This is a genomic window from Streptomyces sp. NPDC107522 (assembly GCF_055657525.1).
This window is the reverse complement of sequence record NZ_JBVKAU010000002.1, coordinates 584,293-605,574: the sequence shown is the minus strand read 5'-3', so window position 1 is coordinate 605,574 and position 21,282 is coordinate 584,293. Positions and strand designations below refer to the sequence as shown.

The 21,282-nt window shown below is 71.9% G+C and carries 14 protein-coding genes; 5 read left to right on the top strand and 9 right to left on the bottom strand.

The features are described 5' to 3' along the window. The first annotated feature begins 105 nt into the window (after positions 1–105). The 5 genes from ACZ7L6_RS07995 (at position 106) to ACZ7L6_RS07975 (ending at position 9,327) form a co-directional block, all read left to right on the top strand. The gene (locus ACZ7L6_RS07995; protein ID WP_471921128.1) at positions 106–2,079 is read left to right on the top strand and encodes a fatty acyl-AMP ligase; all 1,974 of its coding nucleotides are present in this window, start codon (positions 106–108) and stop codon (positions 2,077–2,079) included. Then, a complete protein-coding gene (locus ACZ7L6_RS07990; protein ID WP_471921127.1) occupies positions 2,076–6,176 on the top strand; it encodes a beta-ketoacyl synthase N-terminal-like domain-containing protein in 4,101 nt (1,366 codons plus the stop codon). Before ACZ7L6_RS07995 ends, ACZ7L6_RS07990 begins: the two co-directional genes overlap by 4 nt. 21 nt (positions 6,177–6,197) lie before the next feature. Beyond that, entirely contained in the window at positions 6,198–7,142 is a 945-nt protein-coding gene (locus ACZ7L6_RS07985) for an alpha/beta hydrolase (protein ID WP_471921126.1), read from the top strand. A gap of 122 nt (positions 7,143–7,264) precedes the next feature. After that, positions 7,265–8,485, top strand: coding sequence for a PucR family transcriptional regulator (locus tag ACZ7L6_RS07980; RefSeq protein WP_471921125.1), 1,221 nt, complete (start codon positions 7,265–7,267; stop codon positions 8,483–8,485). A 200-nt stretch (positions 8,486–8,685) separates the two neighbouring features. Further along, complete coding sequence (locus ACZ7L6_RS07975) at positions 8,686–9,327, top strand: cutinase family protein (protein WP_471921124.1); 642 nt, start codon at positions 8,686–8,688, stop codon at positions 9,325–9,327. A gap of 94 nt (positions 9,328–9,421) precedes the next feature. Here ACZ7L6_RS07975 and ACZ7L6_RS07970 read toward each other — a convergent pair whose 3' ends face one another. From ACZ7L6_RS07970 to ACZ7L6_RS07930, 9 genes are all read right to left on the bottom strand, one after another. Beyond that, positions 9,422–11,137: a hypothetical protein gene (locus ACZ7L6_RS07970; RefSeq protein ID WP_471921797.1), complete on the bottom strand. Its 1,716-nt coding sequence runs from the start codon at positions 11,135–11,137 to the stop codon at positions 9,422–9,424. 182 nt (positions 11,138–11,319) lie between these two features. Further along, on the bottom strand, positions 11,320–12,606 hold the full coding sequence (locus ACZ7L6_RS07965; protein WP_471921123.1) for an MFS transporter: 1,287 nt from the start codon (positions 12,604–12,606) through the stop codon (positions 11,320–11,322). Positions 12,607–12,729: 123 nt separating this feature from the next. After that, positions 12,730–14,298, bottom strand: coding sequence for an ABC transporter substrate-binding protein (locus tag ACZ7L6_RS07960; protein ID WP_471921122.1), 1,569 nt, complete (start codon positions 14,296–14,298; stop codon positions 12,730–12,732). Positions 14,299–14,307: 9 nt separating this feature from the next. After that, a complete protein-coding gene (locus ACZ7L6_RS07955) occupies positions 14,308–15,312 on the bottom strand; it encodes an ABC transporter ATP-binding protein (protein WP_471921121.1) in 1,005 nt (334 codons plus the stop codon). After that, positions 15,309–17,234, bottom strand: coding sequence for a dipeptide/oligopeptide/nickel ABC transporter permease/ATP-binding protein (locus ACZ7L6_RS07950; RefSeq protein ID WP_471921120.1), 1,926 nt, complete (start codon positions 17,232–17,234; stop codon positions 15,309–15,311). Before ACZ7L6_RS07950 ends, ACZ7L6_RS07955 begins: the two co-directional genes overlap by 4 nt. Further along, positions 17,231–18,160, bottom strand: coding sequence for an ABC transporter permease (locus ACZ7L6_RS07945; protein WP_471921119.1), 930 nt, complete (start codon positions 18,158–18,160; stop codon positions 17,231–17,233). The genes ACZ7L6_RS07950 and ACZ7L6_RS07945 overlap by 4 nt, the downstream gene beginning before the upstream one ends. Positions 18,161–18,480: 320 nt before the next feature. Then, positions 18,481–19,302: a PaaX family transcriptional regulator gene (locus ACZ7L6_RS07940; RefSeq protein ID WP_471921118.1), complete on the bottom strand. Its 822-nt coding sequence runs from the start codon at positions 19,300–19,302 to the stop codon at positions 18,481–18,483. 82 nt (positions 19,303–19,384) lie between these two features. Then, on the bottom strand, positions 19,385–20,170 hold the full coding sequence (locus ACZ7L6_RS07935; protein WP_471921117.1) for a maleate cis-trans isomerase family protein: 786 nt from the start codon (positions 20,168–20,170) through the stop codon (positions 19,385–19,387). Between the two features lie 46 nt (positions 20,171–20,216). After that, positions 20,217–21,122 carry a fumarylacetoacetate hydrolase family protein gene (locus tag ACZ7L6_RS07930; RefSeq protein WP_471921116.1) on the bottom strand — a complete coding sequence of 302 codons (906 nt, stop codon included), beginning with the start codon at positions 21,120–21,122 and terminating at the stop codon, positions 20,217–20,219. Positions 21,123–21,282: the final 160 nt, after the last annotated feature.

The window sequence follows — 21,282 nt, the reverse complement described above, 5'->3', positions numbered from 1 at the left end:
GAAGGCGCAACCCCGTCCGCGAAGACGCGCACATCCCCCGCAAGAACCGCATCCGGCCGGCCTCGTACCCGCCGGCCGATCCCGCGACCTCAGGAGCCACACCAGATGGACAGCCGCCGCCCCCCGCTAGCGCCCTCGTGTCGGACCCTGCCGCAGTACGTACGTCACTGGGCCGAAACCACCCCCGACCGCCGGGCGTTCACCTTCGTCGAGTACCCGGCGCCGCATTCCCGCGGCGTCCACCGCACCCTGACCTGGCGGCGCCTGGACCTGCGCGTGCGCGCGCTCGCCGCCCGCCTCGCCGAACAGGCCGAACCGGGCGCGCGCGTGGCGTTGTTGTGTCCGCAGGGCACGGAGTACGTCACCGGGTTCCTGGCGGCGCTCACGGCGGGGATGGTCGCCGTACCGCTGTATCCGCCCGGGCTGCCCGGGCATTCGGACCGGCTCTCGGGTGTCCTGGCCGACGCACGCCCCGCGGCCGTCGTGACCACGAGTCGCGTACGGCAGGAGGTACGGGACTTCTGTGAGCGGGCGGTAGACGGTGCCGAGGGGCGGATGCGGATCGTCTGTGCCGACGAGGTGCCCGACGACGACGCCCGGGGGTGGCGGCCGGTCGACCCGGATGCGGGGGCGATCGCCTATCTCCAGTACACGTCCGGTTCGACGCGTGCTCCGGCAGGCGTGGAGATCACCCACGCGAACGTCGTCGCCAACGCCCGGCAGGCGCTGACCGCCTACGGCGCCGACGCCCATCCGGTGACCTGTGTGGGCTGGCTGCCGCTCTACCACGACATGGGGCTGGTGCTCAGCGTGGCCGCACCCGTGGTGCGCGGTGTGCTTTCGGTGCTGATGGACCCGGCCGCCTTCCTCAACGAGCCCGTACGGTGGCTGCGGCTGCTCGGCGCGCATCCGCGGGCCGTGAGCGCCGCGCCCAACTTCGCGTACGACTACTGCGTCGGCGCCGTCACCGAAAGCCAGAAGGCGGACCTGCGCCTCGACGGTGTCGCCGCGCTGATCAACGGCAGCGAGCCGGTCCGCCCGGGCACGGCCGACCGCTTCCACGCCGCCTTCGCCGACCGGGGCCTGCCCGCCACGGCCCACTGTCCCTCGTACGGGCTCGCCGAGGCCACCGTCTTCGTCAGTGCCGCCCGGCCCGGCGAGCCGCTCGGCCGGTTCGCTCTCGACCGGGACGCCCTCGCCGCCGGGAAGGCCCTGCCCGCACGGCCCGACGACCCCAGGGCCGTTCTGCTGGCCGGCTGCGGCACTCCGGCGGGCCAGCGGGTCCGGATCGCCGACCCCGTCACCCGTGCCGTCCTGTTCGAGGGGGAGGTCGGGGAGATCTGGGTGCAGGGGCCCAACGTCGGCCGCGGTTACTGGAGTCGGGCGGAGGAGAGCGAGCTGGTTTTCGGGGCGGAGTTCGCCGGCGGCTCGGACGCGCCGGGTGGCCGGTGGCTGCGTACCGGCGATCTGGGCGCGGTGCTGGACGGGCAGTTGGTCGTCACCGGGCGGCTGAAGGACCTCGTCATCGTCGACGGTCGCAACCATTACCCGCAGGACCTGGAGGCCACGGCCCAGGAAGCGCATCCGGCTGTACGCCGCGACCGGCTCGCCGCCTTCGCCGTGCCCGGTGCCGCGGGTGAGCGGGCGGTCGTGGTGGCCGAGCACGTACGGGACGTGTCCCTGGCCGAGCTCGATGTCCGGGACGTGGTGCGTGCCGTGCGCGGCGCCGTCTCCGCGCGGCACGGGCTGCGGCTCGCCGACGTGGTGCTCGTGCCGCCGGGCACGGTCGCCCGCACCTCCAGCGGCAAGGTGTCGCGGGCTCTGACCCGGGCGCGGTACCTGGAGGGTGCGTACGGGCAGGGGGGCGACACGGAGGGGGGTGACGGGGAGGGGGGCGGCACGTCACGGGCCGATGCGAACGTGGGCGCCGCACTACGGGGAGGAGCGGCGCAGGACGGCACACCTCGGGGCGAGACAGCGCACGGCGACACACGCCGAGCCGACACGACGCACGGCAAACCGGCCGGCACGCCACCAGCCGACACCGCAACCGGCACCACGTCGGGGGCCGCCGGATGAGGCCCGTCGACGCGGCGACGCTACGTCGGGTGATCGCCGAGCGGGTGGCTTCCTGGCACGGCACCGCTCCCGAAGACGTCCCGATGGACCAGCAGCTCGCGGACCTCGGCATGTCGTCGCGGGACGCGGTCGCCCTCGCCGGGGAGTTGTCCCGCGTCACAGGCTGCGAACTGCCGCCGACACTGCTGTGGGAGGCGCCGACCGGGGAGGCGCTGGTGGCGCGGCTGTGCGGTACGGCGCCAGGGCCCGCGCCGCTCGTCATGGTGCCGGGATCGCCCGGCGAGCCAGTCGCGGTCATCGGCGTCGGCTGCCGGCTGCCCGGCGGGGTGCACGGGCCGGGCGACTACTGGCGGTTGCTGTGCGAGGGCGTGGACGCGATCCGGCGCGTACCCGAGGACCGCTGGCGGGACTTCACCGCCTTCCCGCCCGCCGACGCGCATCCCTACGGCGGTTACCTCGACGACATCGCCGGGTTCGACGCGGACTTCTTCCGCATCACGCCGCGCGAGGCCGCGGTGATGGATCCCCAGCAGCGGATCCTGCTGGAGGTCGTCCACGAGGCGCTCGACCACGCCGCCGTCCCGGCCGCGTCCCTCGCGGGCACCGCCACAGGCGTCTTCGTCGGGGTCTCCGCCCCGGAGTACGGGCAGTTGACCGGCGCGGATCCGGCCGCCGTCGACCCATGGGCCCCCGCCGGCGCGGCCCTGAGTGTCACCGCGGGCAGGCTGGCGTACGTCCTGGACACACGCGGGCCGTCCCTGGCCGTGGACACCGCCTGCTCGTCCTCGCTGGTCGCGGTGCACCACGCCTGTGTCAGCCTGCGGGCAGGTGAGAGCGAAACAGCGATCGCCGCCGGGGTCAATCTGCTACTCTCGCCCGCCATCACGGTCGCCTTCCGGAGGGCGGGCGCCCTCGCACCGGACGGGCGGTGCAAACCGTTCTCGGCGGCGGCCGACGGCATCGGGCGCGGCGAGGGCTGTGCGGCCGTGGTCCTCAAACGACTGTCCCACGCCGAGCGCGACGGCGACCGGGTGCTGGCGGTCATCCGTACGACGGCCGTCAACTCCGACGGCCGGTCCAACGGTCTCATGGCCCCCAATCCGGCAGCCCAACGGGCCCTGTTGGAGACGGCCTACACGCGGGCCGGGCTCACTCCCGCGCACGTCGACCACGTCGAGGCGCACGGCACCGGCACCCCGCTGGGCGACCCGATCGAGGCGGGCGCACTCGGTGCGGTCCTCGGGCCCGGCCGCGACCCCGATCAGCCGTTGCTGGTGGGCTCGGTCAAGGGCAACCTCGGTCACCTGGAGTCCGCCGCGGGCGTGGCCGGCCTGGTGAAGACCGTGCTCGCCCTGCACCACGACCTCATCCCGCCCTCCCTGCACTGCGCGGACGGCAGCGCCCTGCACGACGACCGGCTGCGCGTCGTGAGCGAGCCCGAACCGTGGCCCCGCTACAGCGGCACCGCCACCGCCGGAGTCTCCGGCTTCGGCTTCGGCGGCACCAACGCGCATGCTGTGCTGGAGGAATGGCGGCCCGTCAGCCCGCCCTCGCCCCCGGCCGACGAGCCCGCCGCCCGCCTGCACCTCCTCTCCGACGCCGACAGCGAGCGGATCCGCGACACCGCGGGCCGGCTCGCCGCATGGCTCCGAACGCCCGAGGGCCGCGCCGCGCACCCCGCCGACATGGCGCGCACCCTCGCCGGGCGCACGGGCCGCGGGCCCGTACGTGCCGCGGTCGTGGCCCGTGAGCGTGACGAACTCGCTGAGGCAATAGGCGAGTTGGCGGCCGGTCGCCCGGACGGGCGGGTCACGACCGGCGACCGGGACCTGGTGGGGCCCGGCACCGTGTGGGTCTTCTCCGGGTACGGCACCCAGTGGCCCGGCATGGGACGCCGGCTGCTCGCCGAGGAACCGGCGTTCGCCGCGGCCGTGGAGAAGCTCGATCCGCAGCTCGCCGCGGAGTGGGGCGGACTGTCGCTGTACGACCACCTGGCATCTGGCACCGGCCTGGAGCGTCTCGACACCGCCCAACGGCTTCTGTTCGGCTTGCAGTTGGCGCTTTCCGATCTATGGCGCTCGTACGGTGTCGAGCCCGCGGCCGTGATCGGCCACTCCATGGGCGAGGTGGCGGCAAGTGTGTGCGCGGGTGCCCTGGAGGTGGCCGACGGGGCGCGGGTCATCGCCGTACGCGCTCGTCTGCTGAGCGGGCTGCGCGGCGGTGCGATGGCCGTCGTCGACCTGGACGACTCCGAACTCGACCACCTGGAAGGGGACTTCCCGGGGGTGCATGTCGCCGTTCACTCCTCGCCGCGGCTGAAGGTCGTGGCCGGAGCGGAGGCGGCGGTGGACCGTCTGGTGAGCCGTCTGCAGAAGGAGGGCCGGGCCGTCCGGGCGATGCGGGTCGTGGGCGCCGGGCACTCCCCGCAGGTCGACGCGCTGCTGCCGGAGCTGACCGATGCGCTGGCCGGTGTGCGGGGGCGTCGGGCGCGCGTGCCCGTGTACTCCACCGTTCTCGACGACCCGCGCGGCGAGAGCGCGTTCGATGCCGCCCACTGGGCCGCCAACCTGCGGCGGCCGGTACACCTGGACCGGGCCCTGGCGGCAGCGGCGGCCGACGGACACACCGCGTTCGTCGAGATCTCGCCCCATCCGGTACTCACGGGCGCCGTCACCGACACTGTGCCGGGGGCGCTCGCCCTGCCCACGCTGCGCCGTGACGCGGACGGATCGACGGCGTTCGCCGGGCAGTTGGGCGCCCTGTACACGGCGGGGCAGCGGCTGCCGCTGCCGCCCGGCCGGGTCGTCGACCTGCCCGGTCCGCGCTGGCGGCATGTGCGGCACTGGTGGACGGACGGGAGAGCGCGGGCGGGTGCGGTGGGCGTGCCGGCGGTTTCGCGGCCGGCGAGTGTGCCGGCGTCGGCCGAACGGCACGCCGGTGGGGACGCGGACACGGCGGAACCTGGCGGCAGCCAAACGCAGATCGGCGCGACCCCGCCCGTCGACGGTCCCGACAGTCACGCGCGCCTGGCGGGCCACTCCCCCTTCCTGGCCCGCCTGACCCATCACATCGCCGCCGTCACCGGCCACCCGCCAACCCGCATCACCCCCACCGCCGCGCTCGCCGACCTCGGCCTGGACTCCCTCATGGCGGTCCGTATCCGTACGGCCGTGGAGCGCGACTTCGGCATCGAACTGCCCCTGCGCGACCTGCTGGGTGCCGCTACCGCCGCCGAGGCGGCCACCCGTATCGAGCAGGCCCTCCCCCAGTCGGCCGGTGGCGTGTCCCCGCGTCCCTTGCGCGCCACCGGCTCCCGGCCCCCGCTGTTCCTCGTGCACGCGGCCGGCGGTCCGACCACCGTCTATCGGGCGCTCACCGAACGCCTGGGCGCCGAGCAGCCGGTCTTCGGGCTCGACCGGATCGACGGGGCCCACACGGTGGCGGACAAGGCGTGCCGCTACGCCGAGGCGATCAGTGCCACGCATCCCGACGGGCCCGTGCTGCTGGGCGGTTGGTCCTTCGGCGGCTTCGTCGCCCAGGAGACCGCACGGCAGCTGGCCGCCGCCGGACGGGACGTACCGCTCGTGGTGCTCATCGACTCCGTACGGCCCCTCCCCGGGCCCGGTCTGACGTCGGCCGACCGGCTCCGGGCCCACTTCGAGGGGTTCGCGGGGCACGTCGCCGAAACCTACGGTGTGCCGCTGGAGTTGCCGTACGACGACCTGGTCGCGATGGACGACGACAGGGACCGTATCGACGCCGTGCTGCGGGCCCTGCGGGAGGCGGCCGAGGTGCCGCGCGCCGTGTTGGAGCACCAGCGCGCCTCCTACCTGGATCTGAGGATCGGCGAGGCACACCGGCCGGGCCGCTACGACGGCCGGGTGGTGCTCTACCGGGCCATCGAGCCGGCGCCGCACACGGTGCGCGATCCGGCGTACGAGCGCGACGACGAGGCGCTGGGCTGGGACGAGGTGTGCCCGGGCCTGGAGGTCGTACGGGTGACCGGACACCATCTGGCGCTGCTCGACCCGCCGTACGTCGACGAGATCGCCACCCATCTGAACCGGGCGCTCGCCGAGCGCACCCCCGCCCCCTGAACCGGAACCCGAGGAGCCGCCATGTCCGACCGCACCATCGGAGTGTCCCGGCGCACCGTCGCCAAGGCGGCGACCGCCGCCGGTCTGGCCGTTGTGTTCGGCGCCACGACCGGCACCGGTCGCGCCCGGGCGGCGACGCGGCTGGGACCGCGCACGTTCGAACTGTCCGTGTCCTCCGCCGCCCTGGGCCGCAACGCACCGGTGCGGCTGATCCTGCCGTCGGGCTTCGACACGGAGCCGCGGCGGACGTATCCGGTCCTGTATCTGCTGCACGGCGCCCACGACGACCACACGTCCTGGACTCGGGAGACTGACATCGAGGCCTTCACCGCGGACCGCGATCTGATCGTGGCGATCCCGGACGCGGGGCCGACCGGCATTCCCAGCGTCTGGCGCGACGGCTCCGACTACGAGACCTTCCAGGTGAAGGAGGTTCCCGCGCTGCTCGCCCGTGACTACCGGGCCTCTGGTGTACGGGCCGTCGCCGGTGTCTCGACCGGAGGGTACGGGGCGATGGCGCACGCGGCCCGGCATCCGGGCGTGTTCGCCGCGGCGGCCTCCTACAGCGGGGTCCTGGACACCACCGCGCCCGGCGTGCCCGCCATCGTGGACGCGATCGTGGCCCGGGAGAACCTGCCGGCCGCCTCCCTGTGGGGCCATCCGGTCCTGAACCTCCCGACCTGGCGGGCCTTCAATCCCCGCGCCCGTGCCGAAGGGCTGCGCGGTACCGCCCTGTACGTCTCGCAGGGCAGTGGTCTGTTCGGGGGTGGCGGCGATCCGCTGCCGGAGGCGCTGGAGAGCGCGCTGTGGCCTTCGGCGCACGGCTTCACCGACGCGCTGGCGCGACTCGGTATCCCGGTGGACCGTCACTTCTACTCGGGAGGAGGCCACAACTGGGCTTATTGGAAACGGGAGTTCAGCGCGTCGTGGCCGATGCTCGCCCGTGCCCTGGGCGTACCGGAGTGATGTCGGTGCCGTGGGGGCACGGAACGGACCGGAGGGGGCATCCGTCCAACCAGGGACGCCCCACTCGCCCCACGGGCACCACCGCGCGGGCGAGCCGACTCCGGGCGAAAGGAGTGTCCGCGATGGCGTTCCCCACCCCGCGCGACCTGACGAACGGTGCCGGGGCCACACCGGTGCCGGCCGAGCTGGCCGGGCTGTTGCGTGCCCAACTCGCCGAAGTCGCCGACCAGGTGGAGGCGGAGGTCCGCCGCCAGGTCCCCGAGTACGCGCAGCCGCCCGACGGCCCGTACGGCAGGAACCTGCGGGACGGGGTGGTGCAGGCGCTGACCCTGTTCGTGGACCACATCGCCGATCCGCGCGACGACGGCCAGGCGATCGCCGCGACGTACTACGCCCTGGGGCGCGGCGTGGCCCAGGAGGGCCGGAGCCTGGACGTGCTGCAGTCCGCCCTGCGCGTGGGCGGGATGCACGCCTGGCGGTGCATGGGGCGCACGGCGGAGACACTCGGGCTGGACTCGACGGTCGTGGCCGCGCTGGGCGAGCTGGCGTTCCGGACGGTGCACGAGGTCGCCGAGGCGGCCGCGGCCGGGTTCGCGGAGGGGCAGCTGCGCAGCTCCGACGAGCTGGAGCGGCGCCGCCGGCGACTGCTCGACCTGCTGGTCGGCGAGGGCCCTGTGGTCCTGGAAGCGGTGCAGAAGCTGGCGCACAGCGCACGGTGGACGGTGCCGCGGCAGGTCGCCGTCGTCGCGCTCGCGGCCGCCCCCGACCGGCGCGAGGAGGACCGGCCGCTGGCCTCGGCGGGGGCGCTGGTGGACATGGAGTCGCGGCCGCCCCGCATGCTCGTGCCCGATCCCGACGGCTCGGGGCGGTGGGCCGGCCGCAGTTTCACGCTCGCCCTGCGGGGACGCCCGGCCGCGATCGGCCCGACGGTGCCGCTCACCGAGGCCGCGCAGTCGCTGCGCTGGGCCACCCGGGCGCTGGGGCTGATGGGGCGCGGAGTCCTGCCCCGGCAGGACGTGGTGCGGTGCGCCGACCATCTGTCGACGCTGCTGCTGCACGCCGACGAGCCTCTGCTCGGCCGGTTGCGGGCCGGCGCCCTCGCCCCGCTCGACTCGGTGTCGGCGGGGCAGCGCGCCCGGCTCGCCGAGACGCTGCTGGCCTGGCTGCTCAGCGGCAGCAACGTCCCGGCCGTCGCCGCCCGGCTGCACATCCATCCGCAGACGGTCCGCTACCGGCTGCGCCAGCTGGAGAAGCTGTTCGGCGACGCCCTGCACGACCCGGACACCCGCCTCGAACTGATCCTGGCGCTGCGCGCGGAATCGATGCACACCCGGCAGGACTGATTTCCAGCACTCATCCGGCACTCATCCGGCATTCCTCCTGTACTCCCCCCGCGCTCATCCCGTACTCATCCCGTACTCATTCGACAACAAAAAAGCGCGGCACTTCCATAATCCTGTCCATAACGCTCCGTCAAGCACCGCGAATACGTTCGGGAAGTCATCTCGCAGGCGCATCCCGCGCCCCCATCGCGGAGGATCCCATGCGTATCCGTATGTGCTTGGCCGCGCTCTCGCTGGTCGGCGGAGCCGGACTCGTCACCCTCTCAGCGCCCACGGTCTCGGCCGCGGCCTGCACGGACATCGACGTCGTCGCGGCCCGCGGCACGTTCGAACCGGGCACGCTCGGCTTCATCGTCGGCGACCCCGTGTATTCCGCGCTGCAGAGGAAAATCACCGGAAAAACCCTCTCCAGCTACAAGGTGAACTACCCCGCGGATCTTTCCCTCACGTCGGCCGCACAGGGAAACGCGGATCTGGTGAACCACGTCAAACAGCAGGCCGCCGCCTGCCCGAACCAGCGTTTCGTCCTCGTCGGCTATTCGCAGGGCGCGAACGTCGTCGACAACTCCATCGGCATCAGCAGCGAGGGCGCGGTGGTCGGCAGCCCCATCGTGGCCACCCTGCCGACCGCGGTCGAGCCTAAGGTCGCCGCGGTGCTGCTGTTCGGAAACCCCATCCGGGCCCTGGGCAAAAGCGTTACTGGCGTCTACCAGAGCCGCACGATCGACTTCTGCGCCAAGGGCGACCCCATCTGTGAGAACGGCGGGACCGACGTGGGAGCGCACCTCGGCTACACGGCGAACGCCGACGCGGCGGCCGCGTTCGCCGCGGGCAAGGTCTGAGCCGTAGCGGCGCGAACGGGACCGCGCACCACGCGCACGCTCGGGGCCCGGGAGGAGACGTTCCTCCCGGGCCCCAAGTACGTGCTCCGGGAAGTCAGTTCGGCGAGTCGGCGAACCGCGCGAGCCCGGTGGAGACGGGCTCGGCCCGGCCGTTGTTCTGCACGGGCGCGGCGGTCAGCACGTCGAGGTGCTGGTAGCCGTCGGCGATCAGCGGGTGCAGGTCGGGCGGGACGCGGCCGGCGAGCAGCCCGTCGCCCGCCAGGATCGTGAGGGTCGGGTTGGCGGTGAGCCCGTCCGGATGGACGACGAGCTTCTTCACCTGCGGTGAGGTCGCCAGTTGGAGGTCGGTGACCAGCTTGGTGGGGAAGTACTGCTCGGTGAAGTCCAACGGCTGCTCGGCCAGACTGCGGGCCAGCTCCTGGATGTCGGTGACCTCCTTGCCGGCGGCGGTGAACGGCGTGCCGTCGGCCGACCGGTACCCGGGGTCGTCGGCGTCGCCGACACGGTCGTAATTGCGCCACGTGTACAGCGGCCCGTGCGGCCGGTCCGGGATCGCCTTGTACTCGGTGCCGTACAGGCCGGGCTGCTGCGCACTGCCGTTGGCTGCGGGGAAGTTCTTGTCGGCGACCGGCCCGCCGTCGAGGAATCCGACGCTGCTCTGCAGGAACGCCAGCGGTACGGAGTTGTCGTCGAGCAGCGCGCCGAGCACCGCCGCGTTGGTGAGCCTGAAGTCCTTCACGCCGGGTGAGCCGGTGAGGAAGGTGGCGGCGTCCTTGGAGAACAGGAAGCGGTTGGTGGCCTCGATGTTGAGGTTGGAGGGCAGGTAGCGGGGCAGGTCGGCCTCGGCTGAAGGGGCCTTCAGGGCGCCGAGGCCGGCGATGGCGAGCAGCGTCATCGTCTCCGGGTTGAGCAGCACCGGCGCGGACAGCGAGCGTGGCAGCGTCCCGCTGTCGAGGCCGGCCTGCACGACGCCGTAACCGAGCCCGACATCGGGGACGTTGGTGTCGTCCGGGATGCTGCCGCTGAGGTCGGCCAGCGAGGTGGAGACGGTGGTGTCGAGGGCGAAGTAGCCCGCGCACTGGTTGTGTCCGGCGTCGGTCGTGGTGGCCGGGTTCCCGTCGAAGTCGGCGGTGGCGAAGTAGCCGGTGATGACGCCGCCGAGCGAGTGACCGCCGCACAGCACCTTTCGCTTGCGCAGGCCCTGGTCGGGCAGTTCGGCGGCGAGCAGGTCGTACTGGTCCCGGACGGTCTGCTCGATACCGAGTCGCGCCATCCACCCCAACTGCCCGTTGCCGGTGTACCCGTCGAAGGTACGCCCGCCGACCTCCTCTCCCCGGTAGTAGTAGTCGACGGCCGTGTGCTGGTCGCCGGAGGCGATGCCGGTGCGGTCCTCCAGACAGTTGGAGCGCCGGTCCAGGGCCCAGAACTCGATGTGCCGGCCCTGCGCGGCGGCCGCCGCCACGGTGTTGCGGGCGACGCTGTCGAACGCCCCGGCCCCCTCCAGGATGCCCGGCTGTGCGACGAGGATCCGGTCCGCGTCGGCCGCGGCGTCCGGGCCGTCGGCGGCGCGGTAGCGCAGGTACGACAGCCAGTCGCACGCGGCCGGGCGAGGGCCGGCCGACTCCGGCAACGGCGCCTTCACCCGCACCGCCGACTCGACCACCCCGGCGACCGGAGACGTCGACGACACGGGAGTCTCGGTCCGCGCACCGTCCGCCCGGGCTCCGGGGGCTGCCGCGGTGAGCGTCCCCGCGGCCAACAGCACCGCCGGCGCGGCATTGCGCCATGTCCTTCTTCTGCTGCGGCTCATGTCCATGCCACGGACGCTAGGGACTCGGGCAGGTCGAACTCAGGGAGTGCTGACAGGAACTCAGGATTCCCGCGCCGGCTTGTCACCGACGCACAGGGCGTGCCGTACGAATGCCGCCTTGCCCAGGGCGTTCCTGGGCCTCGCCCTGAGCCGGGCCTCCGGCTCCCCCGAGCCCAACCGTTTCAGAGTTCGTGTTCGTCAACCCCCTTGTCGCCGGTCACGCGTCGCTGCGGTCTCATCGCGATGGTGGCAGCGACCGCCACCGCCAGTGCGACGGGTACGACGGTGAGGAGGATGACCGTCTGGCCTGCGAGCCCGGCCCCGACCAGGGCGCCGACGGCTGCCGGGCCGACCACGGAGCCCGCGCGGCCGAAGGCGGCGGCCCAGGCGATCCCCTGGGTGCGCGCGGCCGGTTCGTACAGGGTGACCGCGAGGGCGGCTTGGCCGATGACACCGCCCGTGAGACCTGCGCCGGCCACCGCCAGGGCGAGGAAGAGTGCCGTACCCGCGGACGGCAACCGGCTCGCGCCGATGAGGAAGAGGGCACCGGCGATCAGTGCTGCCACCAGGCACCGGGGCAGGCCGTAGCGTGCCGAACAGGCGGCGAGCAGGATGCCGCCGGTGACACCGCCGAAGCCGAGTACGGCGGATCCCAGCGGCGCCTGTGCGGGATCGAGCCCATACCCCGTGGTGAGCAGGGTCGGCAGCCATGCCTGGAGCGCGAAGGTGGCCGTGAAGGCGAGGAACGCGAACGCCCACAACAGGACGGTGGCCGTGGCCGCGCCGTGCCGGAAGAGGGTGGCCACCGAGGCCCGGGGGCGGTGACGTCCGGAGGGCACCGTGGAGGAGTCCGTGTCGGAGCTGGGCAGGCCCCAGTGGAGGGCGGGCAGCAGGGCGAGAGGAAGGACGGCGCCGAGCCAGAACACCGAGATCCAGCCGAAGCCCGCGATCAGGCGGCCGCCGAGCAGTCCGCCCGCCATGGCGCCGGCGCTGAGCGCCAGGGTGACGCCGAGGGTGATCATGGCTCGCCGGGGCCTGGGCGCATGGTCTGCGGCGAGGGATATGGAGGTGGGCAGGACGATGCCGAGGCCCAGTGACGTCAGCACGCGCACCGCTGTCAACTGCGGGACGTCGTCGGCCAGGACGGTGAGTGCGGAGCCTGCGGCGAAGATCGCCGTCCCTGTCACGATCACTTTACGGCGCCCGATGCGCGCGGCGAGAGCGCCGCACAGCAGGTAGCCGGCAACCACGCCGGCGTTCGTGGCGACCAGGGCAGGGGTGAAGGAGGCGGGGGGAAGGCTCCATGCGTCGGCGAGCGACGGGACGACGAAACCGAGGGACGTGGTGTCGTATCCGTCGAGGAGGAGGACGGCGAAGACCAGGGCGATGACGCGCCGGCCGGTGGATGTCGTGCGGGAACTTCCGCTCTCCGCGGGAGCGGCTGATGACTGCGTGGGTGTGGCTGCCATGAGGACCTCGGCACGGTGCGGTGATGGGCTGTCTGGTGGCCCGGCGGGGCGGGGAGTTGAGGGAGCGGCGATCCGAGCGGCCGGACGGTCGGCTCGTCGCTCGGACGGGGGTTCGGCCCTCGGTCAGCGGGGGGCGACACTCCATGCGAGGTCGGGGAGGTAACTGGGTGCCGCTTTGAAGCCCGTCAGCTTTTTGTCCTGGTACGCGTACAGGCCGTCCATGCGCATGACGGACACGAACCACGCCTGGTCGACGACGTACCGCATGACGTCCTGGTAGAGGGCCGGTTGCTGGTCGGCGGGAGCTGCCGCGGCCGCCTTCAGCATGCGGGTGAGCTTCGGGTCGGACGTGGCGAAGGGATTGAAGGCCGTGGCGTGCGGCAGCATCCAGTCCAGGGAAAGGGCGTAGCTGGTCGCGCCGCCGTAGCCGAAGCCGAGTACCGGGAATTTCTTCGAGGTTGCGTTCGCCAGCCACTGGCCGACGCTCGTGTCGGTGGTGACGTCGGCGGTGACGCCGATCTTCTTCCACTGCTGGACCACGGCCTGGGTGACGAGGTCGATGCCGAACAGACTCTGGGTCTCCATCTTCAGCGAGAAACCGTCGGGATAGCCGGCTTCGGCGAGGAGCTTCTTGGCCTTGGCCGGGTCGTAGGCGTAGCGGTTGTCGTAGTCGGCCGCGAAGCCGTCGAGGCCCGGGAGTGATATCTGGCTCGTCGGCTCTCCGTGGTCCTGTGCGACGGCCTTGGCGATGGCGGCCCGGTCCACGGCGTAGTTCAGAGCCTGCCGTACCCGAAGGTCCCTCAGCGGCTTGGCCATGGTGCCCTTTCGGTCGGCCAGGTTGACGCCCGTGAAGACGTTCGGGGCACCGACGACCTTCAGTCCGCCGGACTTTGCGGTGCCGACCTGGTTGGCACCGATGACCATGACGTCGGCCTGACCCGTCCTGACCGCCTGCAGCGCCGAGTTGGGGTTGGACACGACCTTGATGACCACCTTCTTCCAGTGGATCTTCTTCTTGTCCCAGTAGTGGGGGTTGGGCGTGTAGGTGTAGTGATCGCCGGTCGCCGTGCGTGCCGTGTCCAGGACGTACGGGCCGGCGCCGAAGGACTGGGTGCCCATACTGGCCGGGGCTGCCAGGCCCTTGGGGCTGATGACCGAGCCGACCATCAGCACCTGGGTCATCAGCTGGGGGAGGTTGGGGTGCGGGCTGGAGCACTTGATGCGTACGGTGAGCGGACCGGTGGCCTCGACCGACTCGATGGCGGAGGTCCAGGACAAGTTGAGGCCGTTGTTGCGGCTGTAGTTCAGCGACGCCGCCACGGCTTCGGCGTCCAGCGGCGTGCCGTCGGCGAACTTCAGCCCCTTGCGCAGGGTGAACTCGAACTCGGTGTTGCCCGTGCCGACATAGCCCCACTTGCCGGCGAGGCCGGCCGAGACCCTGCCGTTCGGGCCCAGTCTCAGGACGGTGTCGTAGGTGAGGTTGACGAACCAGTTGTCGGAGCCGACGTTGGCCTTGGCGGGGTCGAGACTGGCGGGCGCTCCGGCGGCGATGACGGTGAGGGTGTCTCCGCGGCCGCCGCCGGCGCCGGAGGTGCTGGATCCGCTGCAGGCGGTGGTGGCCGTGGCGGTGAGGGCCGCCAGGATCGCCACTGTGCGGGTCATGGGCTTGGTGAGTGAGGCATTTCTGGGCATGGGGCGTCCTTAGGTGTGCGGCTGGGACTCCGGGGCGGTGGGGAGGGGGTGCAGTTCCGTACTGCGATGGCATGCCGCGGCGCGGCCTCCGGGCAGGGACAGCAGGGGCGGCCGCTCGGTGCGGCACAGGTCGAGGGCGTGGGCGCAGCGGTGGGCGAAGGTGCAGCCGGCCGGGGAGGGCACCAACGGCGCTGTCGCCGCCGTGCGGTGCGTCGTGCGGGCGCGTTGGGCGCGTGGATCGGGCTGGGGTACGGCGTCGAGGAGGGCCCGTGTGTAGGGGTGGACGGGGAAGGCGTACAGCGTCTCGGCCGGCCCGCTCTCCATGATCTGGCCTCGGTGGAGGACCACGATGCGGTGGGAGAGATGGCGTACCACGGGCAGGTCGTGGGCGATGAAGAGGTAACTGAGATCCAGGTCGCGCTGCAGGTCGGCCAGCAGGTTCATGACCTGGGCCTGGACGGACAGGTCCAGCGCGCTGACCGGCTCGTCGCAGATGACCAGGCGTGGTTCGGGCATGAGCGCGCGGGCGATGGCGATGCGCTGGCGCTGTCCGCCGGAGAACTGACCGGGGTAGCGGTCCGCCGTGTCGGTGGGCATGCCGACTCGCTCCAGCATTGCCGTCACGCGTTCCTCGATGGACCGCTCGTCCGTCCCGCCGTGCACCAACAGCGGTTCCGCGAGGGTCTGGCCGATGGTGCGGGCGGGGTTGAGGGAGGAGTACGGGTCCTGGAAGACGACTTGCAGGCGGGCGCTGAGTTCGCGGCGGATACGGGTGGAGGCGTGGGTGATGTCGCGGCCCTCGAAGTGGATACGGCCCGAGTGGGCGCGGTTCAGTCCCAGGACGGCGCGTCCGATGGTGGACTTGCCGGAGCCCGACTCGCCCACGAGACCGACGGTCTCGCCGGGCGCGATGCCGAGGGACACGCGGTCCACGGCCCGCAGGGGCGGGGTGCGACGGCCCTGACGGAACTCGACCGTCAGGGCCTCGACGTCCAGGAGGGATCGCTGGGTCATGCGGGGGTGCCTTCCACGAGGAGCCGCTGGGAGTGGACGCACCGGGTGAGCCGGCCGTCCCGGGGCTCCGTGAGGGGCACCGGCCGGGTCGTGCAGGTCTCGTCGCAGAGCGTGCAGCGGGCGGCGAAGCGACAGCCGAGTGGCCAGTCACGAGGAGCGGGAACGGTTCCCGGGATCGTCGGCAGGGGCTCACCCTCCACCGCGTGGTAGGGGTTGGCGGCGAGAAGGCCGGCGGTGTACGGATGCAGGGGTCGGGTGAACATCTGCTCGACCTCTGCCTGTTCCACGATCTGGCCTGCGTACATCACCACGGCGCGGTGGCACAGGTCCGCCACCACACCCCAGTCGTGGGTGACGATGAGCACCGCCATGCCGGTCTCGGCCTGGAGGGTGCGCAGCAGTGTCAGGATCTCGGCCTGGACGGTCACGTCCAGCGCGGTGGTCGGCTCGTCGGCGATCAGCAGCCGGGGGCGGCCGGCGAGGGCCAGCGCGATGGCCACGCGCTGTGCCATTCCGCCGGAGAGCTGGTGCGGATACCGCCGGACCACGGCTGCGGGGTCGGGGATCCTCACCAGGTCGAGGAGTTCGGTGACGCGCCTGCGGGCGGCGCGGCGGTCGTACCTCTGGTGACGGCGCACCGCCTCGGCGAGTTGGTGCCCCACCGTGAAGGTGGGGTCGAGGGCGACCATCGGCTCCTGGGAGACGTACGCGACACCGGCCCCGCGCACCGCGCCGAGAGCGGTGGGTGAGCGGACGAGGTCGACTCCGTCGAACAGCACCTGGCCGTGTGTGATCCTGCCGCCTCCCGGGACGAGTCCCAGGATGCCGAGCGCGGTCACGGACTTGCCGCAGCCGGACTCGCCGACCACGCCGAGGGTCTCCCCCGCCGTGACGTCGAAGCTCACGTCCTGCACGACGGGGAGTCCGCCGATCTCCACGGACAGGTGCCGGACCGACAGCAGGCCGCTCTCTTCCGCCGGCGGCGCATCCTCCGCAGTGGTGGCTGCCCCGGCGGTGACGGCATGGGGCGCGGCGGGCGCCGCCACCCTCGAGACCGACCAGCCCTCGACAGCCGCGTCGCGCACCGCGTCGCCCAGCAGTGCGAGCGCCATGACGGTGAGAACCAGCGGAACACCCGAAGGGACGAGCATCCACGGCGCACGGTCGAGGACCTGCGAGGCGTCGGCCACCAGCCCGCCCCAGGAGGGATGGGGAGGCTGGGCACCGAGGCCCAGGAAACCGAGTCCTGCCTGGATGGTGACGACGATCGCCGCGAACAGGGCCGCCTGCACGATGACCATGCTGGTCATCCGGGGAAGGATGTGGCGACGCAGGATCTGATGACTTCTCAGACCGGCGACCTTGGCCGCGGCGACGTACAGCTCCTCGCGAATGCTGAGCGTTTGGCTTCGGAGGATGCGGATGATCCCAGGGCTGCCGAGCACCCCGAACGTGATCATCGCGGCGTGCAGATTGCCCGGGAACACGGACAGCACGACCAGGACGATGATGATGCCCGGCAGGGCGAAGAGCAGGTCGGCCGTGCGCACCGTCAGCCAGTCCACCCAGCCACCGAGAAATCCGCCGGCCAGGCCGAGGGTGACGCCGATGGCCAGGAAGACCAGCAGGGCCTCCCCGACGGCCAGCAGGGTGGAGCGGCCGCCGTGGAGCAGGCGGCTGAGCAGGTCTCGGCCCAGGTTGTCCGTGCCGAGCAGGTGGTCCGGCGTGGGGCCGGCCAGTACGTGGCCGAGGTCCTGGTCCAGCGGGCCGTGGGCCGTGATGAGGGGTGCGGCGAGGGTGGCCGCCGTCAGCAGGATCAGCCAGCCCAGGGCCAGCGCCCCGAGGGGGCGGCGCAGTACCCGGCGGATCAGCCGGGGTCTGCTGGGCGGGCAGCCGGCGCCTGTGGTCACGGTCTGCTTCATGAGGCACGCACCCTCGGGTCGAGGCGGCTGCAGAGCAGGTCCACCAGCAGGTTGACGAGCACGACCAGCACCGTGATGTACAGGACGGCTCCCTGGATGACGGGGATGTCGTGCTGCACGGTGGCCTGCTGGGTGAGGCTGCCGAGACCCGGCATGGCGAACACCGTCTCCACGAACACGGCGGCGGCGAGAAGACTCACCAGCACGACTCCCAGCACGGTCACCAGAGGCAGGGCGGCGTTGCGCAGTACGTGCCGGTAGAGGATCGAGCGCCGGGAGAAGCCGTTGGCCTGCAGGACCCGGACGAAGTCCCGGCTCATGGTGTCCAGGACGCAGTCGCGGGTCTGCTTCGCGATGACGGCCACCGCGCCGAGCGACAGGGACAGGACCGGGAGGACCAGCGAGCGCGCCCACTCGGCGGGATCGTCGGCGAACGGCACGAATCCGGTGACGGGGAACCAGCGCAGTTGCACGGCCCCGACGGCGATCAGGACGAGGGCGAACCAGAACGTCGGCACCGCCAGGCCGAGGAGCGCCAAGCCGTCCACTGCCTTCACCAGGAAGCCCCCGCGCCGGGCGCTGAGCAGTCCGAGCGACACCCCGAGGAGTCCGGAGACGACGGTTCCGGCGACCATCAGCGAAAGGGAGACGAGGAGCCGGTTGTTCAGGAGCGACGTCACTGGCTCGCCGCTGAACAGGGAGGTGCCGAGATCGCCGTGGAAGACCCGGCCGAGCCAGTCCCAGTACTGGACCGGCAACGGCTCGTCCAGGCCGAGTCGACCGCGGACGGCTTCGTACTGCTCGACCGTGGCGTGCTGCCCGACGACCGTGCGGGCCGGGTCCCCGGGGACCAGCGACACGAGGACGAACGTCAGGGCGGAGACCAGGAAGAGGAGTGGAGTTGACGACAGGAGCCGTCTGATCACTAGTCGGAAGGTTGCCATGCTCACCTCGTCGGAAGGAGTGCAACTCAACGACGGACATGTCGAGTCGAGGTGGAACGCCCGAATTGGTGCCCCGATGCGAGGTGCCGGGCGACGACTTGTGCGCTGCGTCCCGTTGTGCGGCGAGAGCGCGGAGGGCCGGGACGACTGGGGTGAAAGGCGGAGTGCCCGAGCGCTGTGGCTGGGCGACGCCAGGAGAATATAGCGACAATTTTACCGACGCCAGAATTAGTGCATAAAGATTGGGTTACACGTGTCGATCCTCGGATAGCACGCAGGTCAGCCGCTCGGAGTTACACGTTTTAGCCCAGGCCGGTCACACGCTGGACGTGCCGGAGGCTCGGCTCCTGGAGCACGGCGTGCAGCTGCTGGAAGACCTCGCGCGCCGCGACCGCGTTCCAGTCGTCGGGAAGGAGTTCCTTCGGCAGCCCCGGGTCGAGATAGGGCAGCCGTCGCCATTGAGTGAGCATGGGGACGTAGTGACGGAACGCTTCCGCCGGGGCGATGCCGGGCTCCTGGGTCAACCGCGCCGCCACGGGGGCGTAGGTGTCGGTGAACGCCGCGTATTGGGCCTCAATGGCCGGAAAGTCCCACCAGGAACTGACCGAGGCGCGCAGATCGCTGAACGCCACGTACTGCGACGTGAAGAGGTGGACATAGGCGCTGAGGCCGAGCCGGTCCAGTGTGGCGCGCGCGTCGTCGAGGAGGCGGGCAGGGGCGAGCCACACACCGGAGGTGATGTTGCCGAAACCGAGCCAGGTCAGGCGCGTGCGCAGCTGGTAGCGGTGGGCGCGTTCGGACTCGGGTACGGAGAAGACGGCCATCACCCAGCCGTCGGCGAGGTCCGCCGGCTCCAGGCTGCCGAAGATGCGGCGGTCGCCCTCGTCGAAGACGGGATGGACGGCCGGGCTGAGCCTGTAGCCGTTCGCCTCCCGCCGTTCGGGTTCGAGGACGCCGCGTTTCTTGAGCCGGGAGATGGCCGAGCGCACGGCCGGCCCGTCCACGTCCAGCTCGGCCATCAGGACGATCAGATCGGCGATGGAGATCCATCCCCCGAGACCGCGGAGGAAGGCTCCGTAGACCGTGTTGATCAACGAGCTGGGCCTGATGGGGCTGTCCGACATGATCGCCTTCCGTTCGCTGCGGTGGCGATCCTATCGAGCACCCTCGGGCGCCGGCCCGGTGAGCCGGGGTGCGGCCGGCCGGTCACTCCGGCAGGCGCGGCAGGGGCGTCTCGGCGTACGCCCCGGACAGCAGGTGGCCCGCCCCGGGTGCCACGGCCGGGAGGTCGAGGGCGCGCAGCATCTGGTGCGCGGTGCACACGGCCGCGGAGACGACGGGCTTGCCGAGGAGCTGCTCGGCCTCCTCGATGGCCCCGAGGGACGGCATCTGGACACAGGCGGACAGGACGACGGCGTCCGCCTCGCTGTGCCGGAGGGCGCGGGCGATGCCGGGCAACTCGGCGGGGTCGTGCGCGGCGACGTCGAGGTTGTCGGGGATCTCGAGTGCTTCGTAGTCGAGTACGTCGATGCCCTCATGGGTGAGGTAGTCCACCACGGTCCTGGTGAGCGGCCGCATGTACGGGGCGACGAGGGCGATCTTCTTGGCGCCGAGGGTGTGCAGGCCGTGGACGAGGGCACCGGCGCTGGTGACGACGGGCGCGGGGCCGCCGTTCTCCACGGTACGGGTGTGCAGGCGGCCCGCGGAGGTGCGGTGGTAGCCGAGGCCCATGCTCATGATGGCGACGAGGCAGGCGTAGCCGAGTACGTCGACGCGCGCGTCGGAGAGTTCGACGGCGCAGCGGTCGGAGTCGGCGTCCATGGTCTTGAGCTGTTCGGGCGTGACATGGGTCATGCGCATGCGGCTGGAGTGAAAGGTGAAGCGTTCCGGCGCCACGCTCTCGCGGGCGCGCAGGATGGCGGGGATCTCGGTCTCCATCGTGACGTTGGAGCTCGGCACGATCTGGCCGATGCGGTAGGTGCGGTGGGACATGGCGGAGGCTCCTCGTGGGCCCGGCGGTGTGCGGCGGGGTGCGGGGTCAGCGGGCGTCGACGACGGGGTTGGTCAGGGTGCCGATGCCCGCGACGGTGGCTTCGACGGTGTCGCCCGGGACGAGGAACTCCGGAGGCACCATGCCGGCGCCCACACCGGAGGGGGATCCGGTGGCGATGACGTCGCCCGGTTCCAGTGTCACTCCGGAGGAGATGTCGGCGACGAGGCGGGCGATCGGGAACAGCATGTGGCGGGTGTTCGACTTCTGCTTGGTGACCCCGTTGACTCGGAGTTCGAGGTCCAGCGCCATCGGATCGGGGATCTCGTCGGCCGTCACCACGGCGGGGCCGAAGGGCGCGTATGAGTCCTGACCCTTGGAGAAGAACCACTGTCCGGAGCGCCGCTGGTCGCGGGCGCTGATGTCGTTGACGATGCTGTAGCCGAAGATGTGGCCGTAGGCGTCCTCCTCGCTGACGCGGAAGGCCGTGCGGCCGATGACGACGGCGAGTTCGCACTCCCAGTCGAGCTGCTCGGTCAGGTCGCCGTTGTGCAGGATCGGCTGTCCGGGGCCGGTGACGGCGGTGGCGGGCTTGCTGAACAGCACGGGGCGCGGGGGCAGTTCCTTGTCGGTGTCCAGGCTGCGGCTGGACTCCTCGACGTGTTCGACGTAGTTCAGGCCGACGCCGATGATCTTGCCGGGGCGCAGAGGGGCCCGCAGGGCGACCTCGTCCAGGCCGTGGACGGCGTCGGCCGGCCACCCGGAGGGATCGCACGCCAGCAGGCGCCGCGCGTTCTCCTGCACGTCGGCGCCCGCCCGGATGAAGGACAGCAGGTCCTGGGGCAGCTCGGTGTCGTGGTGCCGGGCCAGGGTGGGGAGGTCGATCACACGGTCGTCGATCTGCGCGCCGAGGCGGGCGGGGGCGTTGCTGATCGTGTAGGTCACCAGTCGCATGACTGCTCCGTTTGTGGGAGGGAGGGGAAGCAGGGGGTACCGGGGCGGCGGTGAGGACCAGGTCTCCTCACCGCCGCCCGGCGGGGGCCGGGGCGATGCGGGGCGGTGTGGGATCGCCACCGGTCCACAGCCGCCGCGCCGGTCACCGGTGCCGGAGCAG